The organism is Streptococcus sp. 27098_8_74, assembly GCF_041431705.1.
In the GTDB taxonomy this organism is placed as follows: Bacteria; Bacillota; Bacilli; order Lactobacillales; family Streptococcaceae; genus Streptococcus; species Streptococcus salivarius_E.
Genome location: NZ_JAPVYF010000013.1, coordinates 1 through 19,979, shown reverse-complemented (window position 1 = coordinate 19,979; position 19,979 = coordinate 1). Strand labels below are relative to the sequence as shown.

The following is a 19,979-nucleotide window of genomic DNA, read 5'->3' as shown; positions in this document are numbered from 1 at the left end:
TATTTCTTGAGTAATAATCAATCGTCAAAAAGTAGATACTCTCAAAGAAAACAAGAAATCAGTCAGGCTGTCCAAAGGCATAATAACAATAGAGGCCGAATTGCACAGCGAGGTGCGAATAAAGAGTATAAAAAAGCTAAGGCCGCTTATCGGGAAGCTGCTAAGAACTATCGTGAAGGAGGAGGAGCTGAAGCTCTCAAACTCAAGAAGAAGAGTAAAGAAAACTTAAGGATTGCTCGTAAAACAAAGAAGATAGTTAAAAAGACAAACCCGACAAAGACCCAGAAGATTACAAGAGCTGTTGCTCACACAGGTACAAGTGCTGTCACTTCTTATATTTCATCAGGTCTAAGTCAAGACGAAGATTTAGAAGAAATTGTAAAGCATACGAGAACGTCAAAAAATGCCCTTCGCAGTGCCAAAAAAGGTGCTAGAGGTATCGGAAGAGTATCTAAAGCAACAGGTAGAGGTGTTGTTAAGGGCTCTCGTTTTGCCAAACGTTCAACGAAATCAGCGGGAAGAGTCGCAAAAAGGACTGCTAAGAATGCTAGGCGTGCTGCTCAGGCAAGTGTCAAAGGAGCCAGAAGAGCCTTGCAAGTGGCTCAGCTAGCTATTAAGGCTGCTGCTGCTGCTGTCAACGGAGCGATTGCTTTCTTTGCGACACCAGTTGGTTGGGTGGTTGCTGTAATTCTAGCTTTAATGTTACTTGTGGTCATGGTCACTGGTGTATTCTCGTCAAATATTGTTCAACAAACAGATTTCAGTTTAAATGACTCTTGGGTCCAATTATCTAAGACAGACCGTAAAAAATCGAATGACAAGGTTGAATACTACACAGATATTGATGAAATTCTACTATACATGAATTACCGTTACGGAGGAGAATGGGAACCATCTGCCAAGTGGGAAGATGGTAATGGTGGCAAATGGGCAGGAAAATTTGGTCTAAACCATTTTTCAGATGCTCTTGATGATATTTGGAAACAGGAAAACGAAGACCCAAATAACCTGAAGACAATGAAAGATGTCTATACAAACGGGAAAGAGTGGACCAAACTCAGTAAGTCTGATCGTGAAGAATATGAAGAAATTCTTGAAAATGCAAAGGAGTCAGGGAAATATCCTGGAATGCAAGAGCTTCAAAACCCTCTGTATAATGCTGCTGATGATAAAAGTCAGTCTGAAGGAGTCATGATAGAAAAACGTTATGGTTATACAGCAAAAGATAAGTTTAGCTATAACACAACTATTAAGGCCTCTTCAGGTCAAAAACTTTATGCGCCTATGGACGGAAAAGTTGAGGTTGGAAAATCTACACTAAAGACCTTCAAAACGAACCTTCCAAAGGATAAAAAGGAAAGCGAAGAAAAGAAACAGAAGACTAATATCATTATCTATACAGATGATGCGGAGTTTATTTTCTATAACGTTTCAGGAGCTCGTGTTAAGTCTGGAGACAAGATTGAAGAGGGGACTGAATTAGGGTCTGTTCAAGGTAACGGACAAGAAATTGCCTATGCTAAACGCAAAGAGACTTTGGACAAAGACGATAAAGACGACAAACGATATTATGATGAAGCCAAATATCTTGAGAAACGTGATGAAGATAATGAGGATGCCAGAACCTTCACCCGTAACGTAGATAAAAAAGGGAAGAAGATTGATAAATGGCAAATCGTCAATCCTGGTTTTTACTTTCCCTTTGTTGCTTACAGCCAACATACCCAAGTGACAACGACAGAGACAGCAGGTGAAATGAGTGGACGAGCAAAACAACTTTATGATTTAGTCAAGAAGTCCCTTCCTGAAGCAACCGACAACGGAATTGCTGCAATGGCAGGGTGTTTTGGTGTAGAGTCTCAAATTGAGCCTAAACGTGCTGAAGGAGATTATCTCTCCCCTCCCGTCGGAGCTTCTGCCGACTCATGGGAAAATGAGGAATGGTTGAATATGGGAGGCCCTGCTATTTATGGTGGAGGTTTCCCAAACATTCTTCACCGTGGACTTGGTCTAGGTCAGTGGACAGACACAGCAGATGGCGCAACACGCCACACACTTTTACTTGAATATGCCAAGAAGATTGATAAAAAATGGTATACACTTGACGCTCAAATCCGTTTCATGCTTGAAGGGGATAACCCCTACTATATCAATATTTTGAAAAGCGTATTGACAAGTAATGATGATGTAGATACTCTGACGAGTCGTTTTCTTTCTCAATGGGAAGGTGTTCCAGGTGATAAAATCAGCGAACGTCAAAAGATTGCGAAACAGGCTTTGACCTGGTTCCATCAAACACCTAAGAGTTCAGGAACAGGTTCAGGGCCAGGAGGCACTAAGGCCTCTTCTTGGGACTTCCCTAGTGAATACGAAGGAAAACTAAAATGGGGTCAACCGTCTAGCAACACTGTCACAGGTTACCCAGGAAACAATTATCCTGCAGGACAGTGTACTTTCTATGTTTGGAACCGAGTACACGAAACTTGGGGGCTTGATGTAGCTCCACAACTTGGGAACGGTCAAGATTGGGTTGCTAACCTTGTTGCTCAAAACGGTTGGCATACAACCTCAACCCCTCAAGTTGGGGCCGTATGTTCAACTGCTGGTGGCTTTGACGGTACTTTAGGTATCTATGGTCATGTAATGTTTGTTGAGCACGTTAATGATGATGGGTCATTCTTGATTTCTGAGCTTAATTATACTTTTGTCCAAGATAAAGTCCATTGGAGGGTTGTCAATAATGCAAGCTACTATAGTTTTGCTATGCCTCCTGGACAGTAAAATACAACTAAAGAAAGGTTTATTATGATTGATACATTTAAAGTTAAAATTTTAAAAGGAGTAGGAGTTGCTATTATAGTAATTCTGATCTTTGTTATTGGGTTCGGTGTTGGACATATTGGTAAGTCAACACAGAAAGTGTCAGCCCCTAAAACAAAAAAAGTTGCTGAAGGAACTGAATTGACCCAGGACTATATCAGGAAATTCTTGATTGCTTATTATACGAAGAAGGACCTGGAGGAGAACCGTTCTCGTTATAAACCTTTTATGACTGATGGTCTATATACGTCTGTTGTCAATATGGAAAACGAACCCGTTAATCAAACTTATAAAGGTTATGTAGTTGACCAAGCTTTCAAATCAGCCGATATCTTTATTGATGAAAAGAACAATACGGCCATTGCCACAATCAACTACACAAATACACTCCTAAAAAATAAGGGTGACTATAAAGATGCTCAGAAAAATGTTGCTAGTAAAAATACATTGCGCCTAACATTTACTAAAGATGGTAAAAAGTTTAAGGTCAATAACATGAGCTACCTTATTGTCACAGACTCAGCAAATGTTACAGACACTACTAATAGCTATGGCACACTAGAGAGTGCTTCAAGCTCTGGAAGTAATGCCTCTGCTTCTACTGGTACTAGCGGAAGCGGAAATGCTACTTCACCAACTTCTACAGACTCTTTAAACAGCGAGGAATAATTAGATGGAATTTAAAGATTTTAAACAAAGGCTTGATGAATTATCCAGAACGTTACCGAAACAGTATAGGGATGAGAACAGGGAAGGAGTACAGGCTTTAATTCCTTATGGTACTGGTTATATCCAATTTGAGATGTATCTAGGTGAGTGTCCAAATCTTTATATGGTTGTTAAGGGGCAGAAAGTGCTAGAACGTCTTTATGATTACATTATAGAGGCGTGGGAGGACGATAATCTGGACTACAATGAACCAAACTTGGAATTTAGTGAAAACAACACAGTGATTAGGATGAGCGTACTCATTTCTAACAGTGGCTTGTTAAAACCACGAACAGCTAACAGGCTAAAACAGGCTTGCGATCAACTTGAATGTTTGCTAGTAGATGTAGATGAAGGCGGTGCAGTTTTATTAAACTATGATGCCGATGAGTTTTTATTTAATAATAAGTATGTTCACCCAGAAGGACTAGCTGATGATCCTGTTTTTGCTAACTGCAATATCATGCTTGAACGTAAACAATGAAAGGAAATATAAACAATGAACGACTATCAAGAAAAACTACAAGAAGAACAAACTGAACAAAAACCTAAACGCAAAAAGAAAACAATTCAAGAACGCTTAGATAGGGCTTTAGAATTGAAAGCAAAGACGGAGAAACAACTTGCTGCCATTCAGAAGCGCCTGGATGGTTATAATAAGCAAGTTGAAGAGCTCCAAGTTGAAGCACGTCTTGAAGTAATCAAGCGTTATGATATGAGTCCTGAAGAATTAGATGCTGCTCTTAAGAATTACAAGGAGGGTGATTGATAATGACATTTCAAGTTACAAACCTAAATACAAACAAAATTAGCGAATTTGCAAATCGTGCTCAATTTCTCTATGAAATGGAGCAGATTGAAACAAGACACCTGGCCACAAACACTATGGGGCGCTATAAATTAACTCATTTAAACGCTAAAACAAATGAAGTACTAGAAGAGAAGACTGTAGAAATTCCCCCAACGGAAGGCGATCTTGAACAATCTCTGAAAGACTTTGGTTTAGCCACTGAAGGAGGAGGCTTGTTTAGTCGTCGGAAACCTAAACAAGCCCTAAAGGTTCCTCCTCAATCAGTATCAGAACCAGAAGAGAGTAACCCAGTGAATATTGATGAAGAGGAACAAGTGTCACCTATTTCAGACACAAAAACAAATTTTCCTACTAGCAATAATGTTGTTCCTTCATCATCTTATACAGGAAGCAAACTTAACATTGTAAGTTTTGGTAAAATTGTGGCTTGGTTGGTGGTTCTCTTCTTAGCACTCTATGGAGCAGGTGTTTCACACACTATTGCAGTAGGTCTTAAAACGGGAGCAATTAAAACAACACAGTCTACACCAAAACAAACTTCAACTGTTAGTGATATGTCAGATGAACATGAAGTAGATGTTTTTAGTCGCTACTTTATTGGAGCATATCTTACAAATAGTGACCTTGATAATTTCATTAGCTCAAAGGTTTCTAACAAACCTTTTGACAAGGTGACTACAACAGCGGTCCTGCTTGAAAAGGCACAAACCAAAGATAAGCAGACTTATGAAATGACTTACGTTGTTAGTTACAACAAAGATGATAAGACTAAATCATCACGTTTCAAATTTACTGTAAAAAAAGCCAAAAAGGCTATGTATGGCTATGAGGTAACTAAGTTGCCGAAAGAGTCAGATTATCCAGGATAAAGGAGAAGAAAAATGGTTGTAGATCAAGAAGGTGCCATTAGAGAATTTAAAAATCAAGGGGTGATGACTGCCAGACTCCTATTCAATATCAGTTCCGTTCTAGCAAAATCATTAGCAGATGGAGCTGTTGATATAAGTAAGAAGGTTTCTGCTAAAATTGAGGCACGTCCTGGCGAGAAAAAATCTATAGATGCCCTAAAGAAAAGAGGCGATACATTAGATTATAAGCAATTCTCAAATAATGAAATGAACCTAGACAAGTTAAAAGCCTATTTGAAGGAATATGGCATTCAATTTCATGCAGAAGAGTTAGCAAATGGCAATTATAACTACTGGTTTAAATCGAAAGATCAAAAACAATTTCAAGCAGCTCTTGAAAGAGTAAAAGAAGATATTATTAACGACAAAAAACAAATTAAATCTCTTCAGAAGACTCCTAAAGACTTAAAACCTCAAGAACAAATTGCTAAACATAAGGCAGCAGCGCCAAAACAATCAGTAGGAACTAAAATTAAGAAGCCTACGAAGTCAGTTTAGGAGGGGCTTATGCAAAATAAAAAACCTAAATTCTGGCCATTTGCAGTGTTAGGGCTTGTCTTTGCTCTAGCTTTAAACCGTGGCTACACACTTTTTTCTATGTCCCCACCTGTAACGGCAGAACACTTATTCATGCCTTATGAGTATACAGTAACAAACTATTTCAACCCTCCTTATTTTCTCTTTAGTTCCAAGCCTTTAGGGTTTGCTGCAATGGCTATAGGTTTCTTTATTGCTCTTGCTATTTATAGTAAAATGAGTACCACAAAAAATCTAAGGTTAGGAGAAGAAGCAGGGTCGGCCCGCTTTGCGACTCCAAGAGAACTCCAGGGGTTTCAGGACAAAGAGCCTGAAAATAACATGCTTTTCACTCAGAATGTGAAGATGGGGCTTTACAACAAGCGTCTCCCCTTTGAGTGGCAACTAAACAAGAATGTTCTTGCCTGTGGTCTTCCTGGTGATGGTAAAACCTTTACTTATGTTAAACCTAACCTGATGCAGATGAACGGTTCTTATGTCGTTACTGACCCTAAAGGGTTACTTGTGCATGAAGTGGGTACAATGTTGGAAGAACATGGTTATCAGGTTAAAGTGTTTGACCTGGTAACTTTATCAAATTCAAATACGTTTAACCCCTTCAAGTATATGCACTCGGAACTAGATATAGACCGAGTAACTGAAGCCATCATTGAAGGAACTAAAAAATCAGACTCCCAAGGTGAAAATTTCTGGGTACAAGCCAACTTGCTTTTAACCAGGGCCTTAATTGGTTATCTCTATTTTGATAGTCAGGTTCGAGGATATGAACCTAACTTATCTATGATTGGGGATCTCTTGCGTAACTTGCAACGTAAAGAGGAGGATGTTCCTGCCCCTGTAGAACTAATGTTTGAAGAGCTGGAAGAAGCACTCCCTGGCAACTATGCTTGTCGTCAATGGGAGCTTTTTAATGCAAACTTTCAAGCAGAAACAAGAAACTCAGTGCTTGCTGTGATGTCTGCACAATATTCTGTCTTTGATCACCAAGCTGTGACTGATATGATTAAGACAGACTCAATGGATATTGATACATGGAATACTCAAAAGACGGCTGTCTTCATTGCAATTCCAGAAACAAACAAGGCTTTCAACTTCTTAGCCTCAACATTCTTTGCAATCATGTTTGAGGAATTAACCCACGGTGCTGATGCAATTATCCAGGGAAGACGTGAAGGTTACAGCTATGAGGACCTTCTTCATGTTCAATTTATTATTGACGAATTTGCTAACATTGGCCGTATTCCTAATTTCAATGAAGTCTTGGCCTCTGTGCGAAGCCGTGAAATGTCCATTAAGATTATCTTACAAGCGATTAACCAATTAAAAGCCCTGTATAAGGATGACTGGAAAACAATCTTAAATAACTGTGCGACTCTGCTTTATCTAGGTACCAATGATGAAGACACCATGAAGTATTTCTCAATGCGTGCAGGGAAACAAACAATTGATATTCAGAACTATTCTGAAAGCCGTGGACGTGGTGGCTCAAGTAGCACGTCTCACCAGCGCCAAGGCCGTGATTTGATGACACCTGACGAGATTGCACGTATCGGTATTGATGAAGCCTTAGTCTTTATTGCCAAGCAGAATGTTTGTCGAGATAAAAAGACAAGTGTAAATCTACACCCAATGAAAGACTGGCTTGCGGATAGCCCTTCTGATAAAAACTGGTATGATTATGTCCGCTATGGGTCTGATATTGAAGAATTTTTGGCCAATATCGAATATGAAACAGTCGTTGATTTGACTGCTGAACTTGAAGCTGAAATTGCTAAAAATGAAGCTCAAGCAAGCAACGAAGAAGTAGAGGCTAACCAAGCTGCAATGATCCCTGAAGATAATGCTGAGATTGCCTCTGAGAGTGCATTTCAAGAAACCGTCTTACCAATTCATCATGAAAAAGTCGTAGAAGACGAACTAGAAGAAACTGAAGATGTTCTGCCTTTTGCATGGGATGAAGATTGATAGTGATATAATACAAGAAACGGAGGTGATTATATGACTGAAGATATCAAACAAAAACCACGAGGTTTTAAGGGCCTGATGGAAGATTTAGGGGTAAGTACCTTTGATGAACTTATTAACTATATGCAAAACAATCCAACTGATCCACTTGTCCAGGAGTTGGAAGAACTTTTAAATAAATTTTATTAGTCTAACTAAAGATAAAAGCCAGGTCAACTAAGACTTGGCTTTTTCTATTACATAAAAATGGAAGGAATAACAAATGAGCCTATATGATTACTTTGGGGTTGCAAACACCCAAGAGCTTTATGACCTGATAACTAACGATGATCCACGAGTTGATGATCTTCAGAATTTCCTGACTTATGCGAAACAAGAAATTAGCTATGAGTCGCCAAAAGTTTTTAATTTTGAGGCTCTATTTAAACTTGTGAATAGTGAGCAATTGATTCCAAGGGATAATGAAGCCTATATTATTGGTTTTTCGACTCAACGGAACCCTACATATTATGCAAAAATTTCTGGGGATATGTCTGAGAAAGAGGTTCTTAATATTGCATTTAAGGCAGATATTAAGTCTTACGCTATTGTAGACCACCCAAATATCTTTTCTCAAGATCAAGATGATGTAATTAGAGATATTGATTGTAATATTGGGTTGATTAGAGGGGTTTATGGAAATACCGCTAGGAACTGTCTTGATAGAGTATCAATTTATGGAGAAGAAGGCATACTTCCGCTAAGAATGTATTCGCATGAAGCCGAGGAATATGGACCTGTTGATTTTAAAGGCTATGAACATACTGCCGATTATAAAGAATTTATTATTGGAAATGATAGCATTTATGACTTGCCTGAAGAACTAACAGCAGCATCCGAACTAGGTGATTTTGTTGACTACTATGTAGCAAAAGAACTTGAGGGCTTAAATGTTTATTATGATGAACAAAAAATTGAGTCGTTATTATGTATGAAAGCTACTATGAATAGACAGGAGGTTTTCACAGTTATCACTTATGATGACCAATTGAACATTAACAGTGTTAAGGATATGTTTATGGGTGCCTATAGTAATACCGTAGTTGACCTTGCTTTTGTCATGGATCAAGTCAATAAAGACCAAAATAAGGGCTTTATTGTTAGTCATAATCATCCTTCTGGCGGATTAAGGGCTTCTAAAGCTGACATAGAGACTACAAGAGCTCTAGGACGTCTTGGCGAATTATTTGAAAAGCGCCTATACGATCACTATATTGCATCAAGCAGAGGGGTTACGTCATTAGCTCAAGAACGTACCCCTGGAGCGAGCTTTCTTACAATGGCTAAAGAAAGGGAGGTAGACAAGTATTTGTTAAAACTTGCTGATAGTCTTGAGAAACAAAGCGCTAAACTACAAGACAGCCCTAAAAAGAAACAAGGGCGGAGTATTTAAGGAGAAGTAAGATGTCAACACAAGTAACCAACGAGAAAGTAGATAAAAAATATTATGTTGTACTTATGCTAGTTCATATGGGAAATTCTGTTTGGCTAGTCCCACAAGATAATGGAAGTTTAGCTTGGTCAAATGAGTTTTGCGATACGCAACCATTTTTTAGCTATGAAGAAGCTAAAAGTGTAGTTGAGAGTCACTTTTTACAAACTTTTGGGTTTATAGGTTCATACAAAATCATTGAACTTACTTATGAAGAATTGTTGGACTTTGAAATTTTAACTGATAACTAAATAATCTAGAATATCTTCATGTTTAACAGCAGGATTGATGTAATCTTTTTTGGGGTGTTTCTTGAACCTACCAAAGAAAAATAATCTTAATGGTTGTCCATCTTTAGCTGCTTTTTCTAAAATATCGAGTTTATATTTAACACCACGATGACTAGCTGATTGTTTGTTAATCGTGATTGTAGGAGTGGCGGTTACATTATTCAAAGTACATTTACTTTTGAACTGCACTAGGAAATAGTCATTTTCAGGTTTATCCTTAAAATTGATATATCGTACGGAAGCATTATCAAAGTAGATATGGACGTCTTCAAGATTGATATTTCTTTGTCCTGCTTCTGATAGATCAATGAAATACTTTGATAAGTTTATCTCTTTATTATTTTTATTGAAAAACGTGTATCGTTCGCCTGCCTGTTCATCCAAGTAATATTGAACGAGGTCTTTCAGCCGCTTAATGTGCATTTTAAAGGTCTTGTCATCAATATATTTGGACTCTCTAGACTTTGTTTTGGAGTTAGATAAAGGGCCAGACATTTGGGGCTCGTTTTCTTTCTGTCTAGGTTGTGAAATAACAGCTAAATCTCCTTTGACAAGATCGACATCAATAATAATCTTATTCTTATCACGGTAAAATGATACATGGTTTTCCTTTTCAGTTTCAAGTTCCCTTAATTCGTAATTTTTTACGATTACATCGCAGTTTTGACAATCGTGAACTTGATTTCTTGCTCCAGGTGTAAAATGAGGAGTCTTGTTATAATCCTCTAAACCGAAATTAGTCAAAGTCAGTTTAAAAGGGCACAATCTGCCACACTGGAAGGCACGCTTATCATATAGTTTATTAAAATCTCCCGTTGGTAATATGGATCGTCTGTGTGCCTCCAAGGGTGTTAAATCAATATTAGCTTCTAAGCTATACGCTTTTTCATATGACATGATATTTACCTCTTTCTAGTGGTTTAATTATTATATCTTTATTATGTTGTTTTTTTATAAAAAAAATAACATAGCTATATCATAAAGGAAAATTATAAAAGATTCAGTAAGGTGACAAACCAATTTACCTTATTAGCATAACATATATTTAGAAAGGAATAATAAGATGCGAACAATACTACTCTTAGCAGAAAAGCCCGATCAGGCAAAAAAATATGCTAATGCTTTGGGAACCCCAAAGAAGACTGATACTGGTTGGGATGTTTATTCCGAGCAACTATCTGCCCAAGTCCTTGTCCGTCCTGCAGTTGGACACTTGGTTGAACGGTCTAACCCCTGGACTAATTTTGAAAATTGGGAAAGCGTAGAACGACTTCCAATGTTCCCCGACCATTTTGATTTTGAAATCAAAAAAAATACCAAGAAGAATTTTAACGCCATCAAGAATGCTATTAGGACCGTTGACAGTATTATGATTGGAACAGACCCAGACCGTGAAGGAGAAGCAATTGCCTATTATATTCTCAACAAGATACCAGGTAGTTTGAAAAAGGTTAGTTATCGTTTATGGGCCAACTCACTGACTCAAAAAGGGCTAGATATGGCATTTAGAAACTTAAGAAGACCTGAAGAAACAGTCAACTATTACCATGAAGCGGAAGCACGAGGAGAAGCTGACTGGCTAGTAGGTTTTAATTTGAGTCCATTTACAACTCTTATGATGCGAGATCATGAACTAATTCCTGAAAAGTCCAAAGGCATGACGGTCGGACGAGTACAGACCCCTATTGTTTCGCTAATTGTTAAAAATAACGAGGAAATAGAGAATTTTGTTTCAAAACCATTTTGGCAACTCCGATTATTTGACCAGACAAACCAGGTCGCTTTCTCTCATGAAGCCAAGTTTGAAACTGAAGCAGAAGCTGTAAAAGCCCTAGAATTATTGTCAGATAGGGCAACGATTACCCAGGTATCTTCTGAGAAAAAATCAAAGACAGCTCCTAAACTCTATAACCTTACAGATATTCAAGCTGAAATGTCTAAACTCTATAAATTTGATGCTGATAGAACAAAAAGTATCATCCAAAGTCTCTATCAAAAAGGTTATATGTCCTATCCACGGACAAACTCAAATCTTATCACGACTAATGAATTTGATTACCTAATAGAACATATTGACGACTATCAAGCAGCTATTGGTAAAACCATAGAAACGCCAAACAGAAGCCCTAGAAAGTCTTTTGTCAATGATAAAAAAGTGGTGGAACACTATGCTATTATTCCTACTGAGATTATCCCAGATATGGAAGAACTAGAAAAAGAAGAACGTCTGATTTATCAGATGGTGACCTTCAGAACATTATTGATGTTTGCACCAGATTATGAGTACACGTCAACAAGTATTACCCTGGATAATAACGGACAGGAGTTTAAAACAACTGGATCTGTGACTTTATCTAAAGGTTGGCAGGTCTATCTTCCTAGTCAAAGTAAGGAACAGGTTTTACCTCCATACCAGGAGGGACAAGAAATTGCCGTAGAACGTCAGTTGAAGGAAGATGCAACAAAACCTCCTCAACGTATCACTGAAAACAGCCTTTTGAAAAAATGGCTACCTAAGTACAGCTTGGGAACACCTGCCACACGGGATGCCATGATTAAGTCTGTCCAGGATAAAGGGTATATCACAAAGGACAAAAAGAGTGGCCAACTATTCCCAACTGAACGAGGAATATTGCTAATTCATTATTTGGATAAGCTCAATATAGCTTATACCAATCCTGAAACAACTGGTAAATGGGAAACAGCACTTGCCAAGATAGGTGAAGGGAAGATGAAAAAAGAGGACTTTGTGGCCAAAGTGAGACTGGCCATAACAAAACAAATTGAACGAGGGAAAGAAATCGGATAGAAAGGAAATTAACCTATGTCAAATGCAGCAGAACGAGGACAAGCACTATCAAACCTACTATCAAACAAACAACTCCACTCAGCAAAGGCTAAAGATATTCTGGCTGTTGCTGAAGGTCTTGGAATGAAACTTATCCCAGAACGTGGAAACGTCTATCATTGGGAGGAACACGACTCTTTGAAACTCTACCCAGACCGAAATACATTTAGATGGTGGTCTCAAGAAACTGGTGGTGACACTATTCACCTGGTACAAGTTATTCAAGAATTAAACACTGGAAAACGTCCAAATTTCAAAGAAGCTGTCAACTACCTAATTACAGGAGAGTTTGAAACCATTGAAGTCGAGCCCCTACCAGAAAGAGAACCATTTAACTATTATCTTAAGCGTTTTGAGTCAAAAAACTTTGACCTGGGACGTGATTATCTAAAAAATGAAAGAGGGCTATCAGATGAAACGATAGACCTCTTTTTAAAAGCGGGAGTCTTGGCCCAAGCTAATCATAAGACAGGAGATTTGATTGAGCCTGTAATAGTCTTTAAGTCTCTTGATGTAGATGGTTCGCTTAAAGGAGCAACACTTCAGGGAATTGAAAATCATCCCGATATTCACGAACGAGGGCGCTTGAAAAAAATCATGACTCACTCTGACGGAATGATGGGGTTAACACTTGATATTGGCCAACCTAAACGCTTGGTGTTTGCAGAAGCTCCTATTGACCTTATGAGCTATTACGAGGTCCACAAGGAAAGTCTGAAAGATGTCAGACTTGTTGCTATGGATGGGCTTAAAAAGGCCACTGTGAGCCGTTATGTGGCTGATATGGCCTCTTCTGACCCAATTGGTCCCAATCGCCCGTCACAAGTCCTAAAGGACAATAGAAGGGAGCTAGGACAGCTTATTGATCGTCTGCATATGCTTGATAACGTTTCTCAACGCTTGGAAGATGGTTTAATCACTCTAGCCGTAGATAATGACGAAGCAGGCCGAAAATTTATAAAAGAAAAATTTCAAGATATGAATATTCCTGTTAAAGTCGATATTCCCCCACTTGCAGACGGCCAAAAGAAAAACGACTGGAACGACTATCTAAAAGCTGAAAAAGGACTTATCAAACTAGATAAAAAAGCTCCTGAGAAGGCCCAGGAGCATACAAAAAAGGCTGAGAACGAATTCGGGGATTTACCTGGAAACCAGGAGGCAGCACCTCTACCTGAAGCGGATGAACCGCAACCTTTGAATGAGTCGTCACCGACTCAAACTCAGTCTCAACCTTTACTTCATTTTACCATATCTGAAGCGCCAAAGTCAATTTATAAGGTGGGTTATCACCCTATTACTGCTAGTGAATTAAATAGGTTAAATAACTATGTACAGCATCTTCAGGAAGCAGCCAAGTGGTATGATGAAACACTTGCGGATAGTAAGGTAACCTATTTTGTCAAAGATGAAGATGAAATCAATTCTATTGAAATTACTTTTGAGAAAAAACAATTCATGCACTTAACAGGTATTTATCTTGTTAAGCAAGGCATTACTTCGAGCATAGCCCTAGATAATATCATTCAGGGGCAAGGTCACTATGATAATATCTATCTTGCTAATAGAAATGCTGCGTTCTCAAAACTTCAAATTATGCCAGAGCTTAAAGCTATAGCTGACTCAAGTTCATTCTATTTCAATGATGTAAGTGACATTAAGAAGTTCCAAAGACTGGATGCATCGAAGGCTATTCGTACAAAAGGGAATGAGCTGGTACTTGCTTTAAGGACAGATGACGGCAAAACGTTTCCTGCTTCTTTGATGAAGCCTGGTAAAACGTTAAATATACTAATGGACGAAACTGCTGAAGAAAGAGCTATTTTAGGTATCTATCGCAAGAAGGGTGGAAAAATTGATACCCTTTCTGTTAACGAGCGTTATATTTCAGATGGTGGTAAAGAAATGTTAGAAATTATGAAAAACAATGATTTTAGTCTAGTACAGTCTGAGTCACAAGGGATCAAGCGAAAACAATCATTAGCCACACTCGACTCAGATGGTGACGGTTTAAGTGATGAAGTAGAAATTGCAAGAGGTACTAACCCTTATTCTCCTGACTCAGATGGTGATGGAGTGCCTGACGGTCAAGAGGTCGCAGAAGGCACTGACCCACTTAACGCTTCTGATAATAGCTACACTAAGCAGCAACGTGATATGACTGTAACCAACATGATTAAGAATAATGATATCAAGGCTCTTAACGAGCATTTGAAAGAAGGAATTAAGTCCTATTTTAATTCGGACAATTACAAAGAATTCCTCAACGGTATGGCCGACTTTAACAATTATTCTCCTAGAAATATCCAACTAATAAAAGCACAACTTCCTCAAGCAACATTGGTTGCCTCTTTCAATCAATGGAAAAAGCGTGGTGGTTCTGTTAAAGGACAAAAGGCTATTTATATTCAGGCCCCTGTTAAAGTTACAATCAAGGATATATACGGGAACCCTAAAATAGATCCTAAGACAGGTGAAGAACTTAAGCGAATAATCTTCAGAAGCGTCCCTGTATTTGATGTGTCTCAAGTAACACCGCAAGAAGGAAAAACATTAGATATTCCAAGTATGAGTGGGGATGCTACAACACCACTCAGCAAAGAAGACTATAACAATATGTATCGTAGTCTGAAAGAAATCTCACAAAGCAATGGTGTTCCAATTCGTTTTGACCAAACAGAACCAGGTGTAGGTGGCTTTTACGATACAAAAAGAAATGAGATTGTTATTTCTAACCAGGCAAAACGACAACCTGCACAAGTTATAGGAACACTCATTCATGAAATGGCTCACTCAGAATTACACAATGACAAAACGATTGCTGAAAATTATCCTGACCTTAAATATTCGACTGGTGAATTACAAGCGGAGTCTGTTGCCTATGTCGTTTCAAGACACCTAGGTATTGATATGGGTATAGAGCGAAGTTTTGGTTATCTAGCTTCATGGGCTGTTGCCGAAGGTGGTTTGGAAAGTTTGACTGCTCAACTTGAGATTGTTCAAAAAGAAAGTGCTAGTTTGATTGAGCGCATTGATCACGCTATGACCAAATATCAAAAATTATCAGAAGATAAGGTTGTTAGTCGTGATAAGGTATCAACGAAAGAAAATACCTTCTATGATAGTCTAGCACAAGCAAAAAAGCGCACTAGCGGAAAAACTGCTGAAGAAGACGAAGCCCCAAAAAAATCACAAGGAATTCAAATGTAATGTCCCGCAAGAATTCCTTAACAAGAAGGGACAGAACAAAAACACTAACACAAATTGAAAGAAGAGAGGAAGATAAAGATGACGATTACTAAAGAACAAGAAACAACTGTTGAAATGACACTCATGGACTATCTTCTTGATATGGAAGATTTTATCCAAGGTAAGAAGACACTTAATGTTATGAACGTTCGTAGACCTAAAGCAGCACTTGTTAAAATCTTACAAGCTGACCTAGACGATTTTAAACAAAATGGCTTTGAAGATGGTGGTGAAGATTTTGCTGAAAATCTCACACAAACTATAACAGTTCTTGAAAATATGACTGATGCTGAATATACCAAAATCAAGCAGAATATTCTTGATTTTGAACCTGGCTCTTAAATGGTAAATGTATTTTAAATGGTCATCTTAAAAAGATGTCCATATTGTCAAAGTGTGCAAGTTGTAAAACTGCACACTTAAAAAGAGTGTACAGTTTGAAAAAGTGTCACTCATTAAAGAGAGCGCAAGCGACAAAATCAGGGGTTTGGGGTCTTCCCCAAGATTAAAAAAGTATCGCAAAAACAGGGCCTTAAATGGGGTCCTGGTTTGAGCGATTTCTTTTTTATTTCAGCATGTGGGGCCCCACGTGCTAATCTTGCCAGATAGAAAGTATACCCCTATATCATGGGGTTTGTCCATCACTAAATATCCATAGATTTGGCATAACAAAAGTAGAAAAAACCTGGTTCCTTTTTACAATAAGTAAATAATGAAAAATGGTTTTATTTAGGTTTAAGACACAGGATAATAACTAAAAGATAGGCAAACATGAAAGGATGTAACAAATGGTAAAGCGTGAAAGATACATAGAATGCAAACTACGACTAAACCCTAAAGAGGTTAAAGAATTAAAAAAACGTGTAGAACAATCAGGAAAAAGTCGCCAACAATTTCTATTAGAGTTAGCACTTAACGGAAAAGTCAATAACTATGACTATTCCGAACTTATGCAGCTACGTCAAGAAGTTAATGCTATTGGACGTAACGTTAACCAAATTGTTAGATATATTCATGAAACAGGAACAGTTGAACCCGAAGCCTTTGAGATGTTACGTCAAGAGATAAAAGAAATGAACAAAGTTATCATGACCGAGTTTAAAGAAGGGAATTTATTGAAAGAAAATGCCAATTACGAAAGTACTCCAAATCAAAAAGACTGAGAACCTAAAGAGGTCTATCAACTATATCACACAAGATGCAAAGACGTTAAAAGCAGAAACTAGCACGTCAGAACAAGAGTCATTTCCTATGGAGCTTATTGATGGAACTTTGTGTAAACGTCTAGTCAGTGGTCATAATCTTACTGATGAGTCTGATGCAGAAAATATATTTGATGACTTTGTTTTGATGAAAGAAAGTGCAGATATATTTAATGGCCGTTCTGGATTAAACGCCTATCAATCTGATTTACATGATCCTAAAAAAGTTTTAGCACACCACATTATTCAATCATTTTCACCTGATGACAATTTAACCCCAGAAGAGGTACATGAGATAGGACGTAAAACTATTATGGAATTGACAGGTGGACAGTACCAGTTTGTTATTGCAACACACATGGATAAAGGACACTTGCATAACCATATTATTTTAAATACAACAAATAGTGTTACTATGAAAAAATTTCAATGGAAGAAGAACACAGCTAAAATGTTGTATGAGATTTCAAATAAGCATGCAGAGATTGCAGGTGCTAAAGTTATTGAACCAAAATTAAATAATAGCTATACAAAATATTCAGCCTGGAGAAGACAGAACGTCTATAAGGTCGAAATAAAAGAACGTCTTGACTTTTTATTGCGGCACTCTCTTTCCCTGGAAGATTTCAAGGAAAAAGCAAAGAGACTAAATGTAACTGTTGATTTTTCAGGAAAGTATGTTAAGTATCGCTTAGATGACAAGGGACAGCAAAAATTTACCCGTGACCGTACACTTTCCAAAAAAGGAAAATATTCTTTAGAGGAGATTGAGAAGGCTTTAGCAAAGAATGAAGTTGTCTACTCCAAAGAAGATGTTGCTACAATGTACCAGGAAGAGCAAGAACAAAAAGAGGAAGACTTTGAGTATAAGTTAGATATCGAAAAGTGGCAAGTTGATGAAGTGACCTCACAAGGTATCTTTGTAACAGTTGATTTTGGTATTGACCAAAAAGGTCAAATCAAAATACCTGCACGGATGCTAGATCAGAACGAAGACGGAACTTTCACCGCTTACGTCAAACAAAAAGATTTCTTTTACTTTCTCAATCCTGACCACTCAAGTCAAAACCGCTATATCACAGGTGGAACTGTTATGAAGCAACTCTCACAAAAAAGTGGTGACCTTTTGCTTAAGAAAAACAAATACATTTCTAAGTTGGACCGCCTGGTGGATGAATTGAACTTTTTATCAGACAACAATGTCACTAACTCACAACAATACGAAGATCTGGAAAACAAACTCCTGGAACAATTAGAGGAAACAGATTTTGAGTTGGACCGTTTAGATGACCGTCTTTCAGAAGCTAACAAAATTATTGGAGCTTTATCAACTTATCAAGGCCAGTTAGCTAATGTAGAGGTTGCTGAAGAGATACTTGAGAAAAATCATATTGATAAGAATACAGACCCTTATCAAATGAAGAAAGTCCTGGAAGAAGTACAGTTAGAAAGAACTGCTCTTAAAGAAAAACGTGATACGGTAGTGTCTAACTTAACCAAATACAAAACAATTGAGCAAGAGAAACAGCAGCAAAACCAAAACAAAGAGAAGAAACAACAGCTTTAAAAGATATCATTCAATAGGAATTGAAAAATGAATGGGGTATAATAACAATAATGAATATTACAAATTTGAAAAAAACGATTGTTTTGATTACTTTATTGACTGTGGTTTCGTTTATTACCCCCTTACTTTTAGAAGTTTTTCTTGGAGGGCTATCTTTAGGAGAATTGTTGTCATTTTATGCGTCAATTTTTGGAGCACTAATAACCTTAGTAGGTGTTGTTATGACCTTGAATTATCAAACACGACAATCAATGAGTGATGACGAGATCAAATATAAGCCTATTCTGAAAATTGATTCTGTTTCACCGAAATGTATGGATTTTATTGGGAGGCGAGAACTTCATATTCTGTTTCCATCTAGTTATTCAATAAACGAAGTTGATCAAGGAGTTTGGGAGGATCCGTACTATTATCAATACAATGAAAACACAGAATTTCATATGATTATCAAAAATAAGGGTAGAGGGGAGGCAACGGCAGTTTCTCTAGACTCAGCAAAAATAGAGGACGTTAGTTGGGATGAGGAAAGTCATTTATATATTGGCACAAGTTTGCCGCTTTCCTTAGGTGATGAACTCTTAATAGATGATCGAGTTGATATAATTGTGACTTTCCCAAAATTTTTATTTTTGAAAAAAGATGAAGACTATAATAGTATCTTTATTGAGTTGACGTTGTCTTATGATGATATGTTTGAAAGGAATAGACGAAAGTTGACAATATTATCAGAATTTCGGATAGAACCTTTAGAAAAAGAAATCACTCCTCGCTTTTATAAAGACGGTTATGACTATTATCAGGTAGAGGTTAGATATATGGGGTCACAACAAAAAATAGAAGGACAGTAGGCTGTAGCCTATTGTCCTTTTTTTATTTTATTGCTATGATAGGCTTTGATAAACGGACAATAGGGTTAGGCAAAACAAGGAGGACAAAATGGCAAGAATTGGTTACGCTAGAGTAAGTACAATCGATCAGAATTTAGACCGACAGCTTGAACAACTGAAAGATACAGAAAAGATATTTAAAGAGGCTGCAAGTGGAGCGAATAAAGAACGTCCGCAGCTTAAAACCTTACTAGATTTTATTCGTGAAGGTGATATTGTTGTTGTAACTGAGTTGGAAAGACTAGGCCGTAATAACAAGGATCTAACGTTTATAATGAACTATATTCAAGAGAAGGGGGCAACTCTGGAAGTTTTAAACCTTCCAACTCTTAGAGGGATTGAGGATGACAATTTAAGAAGGCTGCTTAACAACCTGATCTTGGAAATATACAAATACCAGGCACAGGCAGAAAGAGAACGTATTAAGGAACGTCAAGCCCAGGGAATTGCTCTAGCAAAAGCTCAAGGAAAGTACACGGGTAGAAAAGCATTATTTACGGAAGATGATGAACGACTTAAGCACGCATTTGATTTGTACTTGTCGGGCTATTCAGATAAAGATGTAGCATCTATGACTGGGATCAATGAAAGAACCTTCAGAAGATACAGAGAGAAGTACAACATAGTAAGATAATTTTTCTATAAGTTGCGTTTCTATTTTCTAGCAGTAAAAGAAATATAATCGTCTTGCTATCCCTTTAGGAACCCCCAAGCTC

General features: G+C 37.7%; 18 protein-coding genes. 17 read left to right on the top strand and 1 reads right to left on the bottom strand.

What is annotated here, in order from left to right; all coding sequences use genetic code 11:
• The first annotated feature begins 6 nt into the window (after positions 1 to 6).
• The 10 genes from O3670_RS06460 (at position 7) to O3670_RS06415 (ending at position 9,471) form a co-directional block, all read left to right on the top strand.
• Positions 7 to 2,781 carry a phage tail tip lysozyme gene (locus O3670_RS06460; RefSeq protein ID WP_037599294.1) on the top strand — a complete coding sequence of 925 codons (2,775 nt, stop codon included), beginning with the start codon at positions 7 to 9 and terminating at the stop codon, positions 2,779 to 2,781.
• A gap of 24 nt (positions 2,782 to 2,805) precedes the next feature.
• Positions 2,806 to 3,489, top strand: a complete 684-nt coding sequence (locus O3670_RS06455) for a hypothetical protein (protein ID WP_037599292.1) — start codon at positions 2,806 to 2,808, stop codon at positions 3,487 to 3,489.
• A 4-nt stretch (positions 3,490 to 3,493) separates the two neighbouring features.
• Positions 3,494 to 4,012 carry a hypothetical protein gene (locus O3670_RS06450; RefSeq protein ID WP_037599291.1) on the top strand — a complete coding sequence of 173 codons (519 nt, stop codon included), beginning with the start codon at positions 3,494 to 3,496 and terminating at the stop codon, positions 4,010 to 4,012.
• A gap of 15 nt (positions 4,013 to 4,027) precedes the next feature.
• On the top strand, positions 4,028 to 4,297 hold the full coding sequence (locus tag O3670_RS06445) for a hypothetical protein (protein WP_037599289.1): 270 nt from the start codon (positions 4,028 to 4,030) through the stop codon (positions 4,295 to 4,297).
• 2 nt (positions 4,298 to 4,299) lie between these two features.
• The gene (locus tag O3670_RS06440) at positions 4,300 to 5,208 is read left to right on the top strand and encodes a hypothetical protein (RefSeq protein ID WP_051411994.1); all 909 of its coding nucleotides are present in this window, start codon (positions 4,300 to 4,302) and stop codon (positions 5,206 to 5,208) included.
• A gap of 12 nt (positions 5,209 to 5,220) precedes the next feature.
• The gene (locus O3670_RS06435; RefSeq protein ID WP_051411993.1) at positions 5,221 to 5,745 is read left to right on the top strand and encodes a DUF3801 domain-containing protein; all 525 of its coding nucleotides are present in this window, start codon (positions 5,221 to 5,223) and stop codon (positions 5,743 to 5,745) included.
• Positions 5,746 to 5,754: 9 nt separating this feature from the next.
• Positions 5,755 to 7,749: a VirD4-like conjugal transfer protein, CD1115 family gene (locus O3670_RS06430; RefSeq protein WP_073949486.1), complete on the top strand. Its 1,995-nt coding sequence runs from the start codon at positions 5,755 to 5,757 to the stop codon at positions 7,747 to 7,749.
• Between the two features lie 33 nt (positions 7,750 to 7,782).
• Complete coding sequence (locus O3670_RS06425) at positions 7,783 to 7,938, top strand: hypothetical protein (RefSeq protein ID WP_171963561.1); 156 nt, start codon at positions 7,783 to 7,785, stop codon at positions 7,936 to 7,938.
• 73 nt (positions 7,939 to 8,011) lie between these two features.
• Positions 8,012 to 9,181, top strand: coding sequence for a JAB domain-containing protein (locus O3670_RS06420; protein WP_073949488.1), 1,170 nt, complete (start codon positions 8,012 to 8,014; stop codon positions 9,179 to 9,181).
• Positions 9,182 to 9,192: 11 nt separating this feature from the next.
• Positions 9,193 to 9,471 carry a hypothetical protein gene (locus O3670_RS06415; RefSeq protein ID WP_049545427.1) on the top strand — a complete coding sequence of 93 codons (279 nt, stop codon included), beginning with the start codon at positions 9,193 to 9,195 and terminating at the stop codon, positions 9,469 to 9,471.
• On the opposite strand, the gene O3670_RS06410 is transcribed toward O3670_RS06415, so the two are convergent.
• Positions 9,457 to 10,407 (bottom strand): hypothetical protein, encoded by a 951-nt coding sequence (locus O3670_RS06410; RefSeq protein ID WP_073949490.1) that lies wholly within the window; start codon positions 10,405 to 10,407, stop codon positions 9,457 to 9,459. The genes O3670_RS06415 and O3670_RS06410 overlap by 15 nt on opposite strands.
• Before the next feature lie 166 nt (positions 10,408 to 10,573).
• Between O3670_RS06410 and O3670_RS06405 the strand changes: the two genes are divergently transcribed.
• The 7 genes from O3670_RS06405 to O3670_RS06375 all read left to right on the top strand — a co-directional run bounded on the left by O3670_RS06405 (position 10,574) and on the right by O3670_RS06375 (position 19,897).
• Positions 10,574 to 12,319 carry a DNA topoisomerase gene (locus tag O3670_RS06405; RefSeq protein WP_073949492.1) on the top strand — a complete coding sequence of 582 codons (1,746 nt, stop codon included), beginning with the start codon at positions 10,574 to 10,576 and terminating at the stop codon, positions 12,317 to 12,319.
• Positions 12,320 to 12,334: 15 nt separating this feature from the next.
• Positions 12,335 to 15,568 carry a PBECR4 domain-containing protein gene (locus O3670_RS06400; protein WP_073949494.1) on the top strand — a complete coding sequence of 1,078 codons (3,234 nt, stop codon included), beginning with the start codon at positions 12,335 to 12,337 and terminating at the stop codon, positions 15,566 to 15,568.
• Between the two features lie 78 nt (positions 15,569 to 15,646).
• Positions 15,647 to 15,949, top strand: a complete 303-nt coding sequence (locus tag O3670_RS06395; protein WP_073949497.1) for a hypothetical protein — start codon at positions 15,647 to 15,649, stop codon at positions 15,947 to 15,949.
• Between the two features lie 446 nt (positions 15,950 to 16,395).
• On the top strand, positions 16,396 to 16,770 hold the full coding sequence (locus tag O3670_RS06390) for a plasmid mobilization protein (protein WP_073949499.1): 375 nt from the start codon (positions 16,396 to 16,398) through the stop codon (positions 16,768 to 16,770).
• Positions 16,733 to 18,376 (top strand): helical hairpin domain-containing protein, encoded by a 1,644-nt coding sequence (locus O3670_RS06385; protein ID WP_073949501.1) that lies wholly within the window; start codon positions 16,733 to 16,735, stop codon positions 18,374 to 18,376. Before O3670_RS06390 ends, O3670_RS06385 begins: the two co-directional genes overlap by 38 nt.
• A 50-nt stretch (positions 18,377 to 18,426) precedes the next feature.
• Positions 18,427 to 19,224 carry a hypothetical protein gene (locus O3670_RS06380; RefSeq protein WP_073949503.1) on the top strand — a complete coding sequence of 266 codons (798 nt, stop codon included), beginning with the start codon at positions 18,427 to 18,429 and terminating at the stop codon, positions 19,222 to 19,224.
• Between the two features lie 88 nt (positions 19,225 to 19,312).
• Positions 19,313 to 19,897, top strand: a complete 585-nt coding sequence (locus tag O3670_RS06375; protein WP_080610894.1) for a recombinase family protein — start codon at positions 19,313 to 19,315, stop codon at positions 19,895 to 19,897.
• The last annotated feature ends 82 nt before the right edge of the window (positions 19,898 to 19,979 follow it).

Bases quoted from the DNA above. Each gene is read 5' to 3' on its own strand.
- O3670_RS06455 (WP_037599292.1), top strand. From the start codon at position 2,806: ATGATTGATACATTTAAAGTTAAAATTTTAAAAGGAGTAGGAGTTGCT.
- O3670_RS06450 (WP_037599291.1), top strand. From the start codon at position 3,494: ATGGAATTTAAAGATTTTAAACAAAGGCTTGATGAATTATCCAGAACG.
- O3670_RS06445 (WP_037599289.1), top strand. From the start codon at position 4,028: ATGAACGACTATCAAGAAAAACTACAAGAAGAACAAACTGAACAAAAA.
- O3670_RS06440 (WP_051411994.1), top strand. From the start codon at position 4,300: ATGACATTTCAAGTTACAAACCTAAATACAAACAAAATTAGCGAATTT.
- O3670_RS06435 (WP_051411993.1), top strand. From the start codon at position 5,221: ATGGTTGTAGATCAAGAAGGTGCCATTAGAGAATTTAAAAATCAAGGG.
- O3670_RS06430 (WP_073949486.1), top strand. From the start codon at position 5,755: ATGCAAAATAAAAAACCTAAATTCTGGCCATTTGCAGTGTTAGGGCTT.
- O3670_RS06425 (WP_171963561.1), top strand. From the start codon at position 7,783: ATGACTGAAGATATCAAACAAAAACCACGAGGTTTTAAGGGCCTGATG.
- O3670_RS06420 (WP_073949488.1), top strand. From the start codon at position 8,012: ATGAGCCTATATGATTACTTTGGGGTTGCAAACACCCAAGAGCTTTAT.
- O3670_RS06415 (WP_049545427.1), top strand. From the start codon at position 9,193: ATGTCAACACAAGTAACCAACGAGAAAGTAGATAAAAAATATTATGTT.
- O3670_RS06410 (WP_073949490.1), bottom strand. From the start codon at position 10,407: ATGTCATATGAAAAAGCGTATAGCTTAGAAGCTAATATTGATTTAACA.
- O3670_RS06405 (WP_073949492.1), top strand. From the start codon at position 10,574: ATGCGAACAATACTACTCTTAGCAGAAAAGCCCGATCAGGCAAAAAAA.
- O3670_RS06400 (WP_073949494.1), top strand. From the start codon at position 12,335: ATGTCAAATGCAGCAGAACGAGGACAAGCACTATCAAACCTACTATCA.
- O3670_RS06395 (WP_073949497.1), top strand. From the start codon at position 15,647: ATGACGATTACTAAAGAACAAGAAACAACTGTTGAAATGACACTCATG.
- O3670_RS06390 (WP_073949499.1), top strand. From the start codon at position 16,396: ATGGTAAAGCGTGAAAGATACATAGAATGCAAACTACGACTAAACCCT.
- O3670_RS06385 (WP_073949501.1), top strand. From the start codon at position 16,733: ATGCCAATTACGAAAGTACTCCAAATCAAAAAGACTGAGAACCTAAAG.
- O3670_RS06380 (WP_073949503.1), top strand. From the start codon at position 18,427: ATGAATATTACAAATTTGAAAAAAACGATTGTTTTGATTACTTTATTG.
- O3670_RS06375 (WP_080610894.1), top strand. From the start codon at position 19,313: ATGGCAAGAATTGGTTACGCTAGAGTAAGTACAATCGATCAGAATTTA.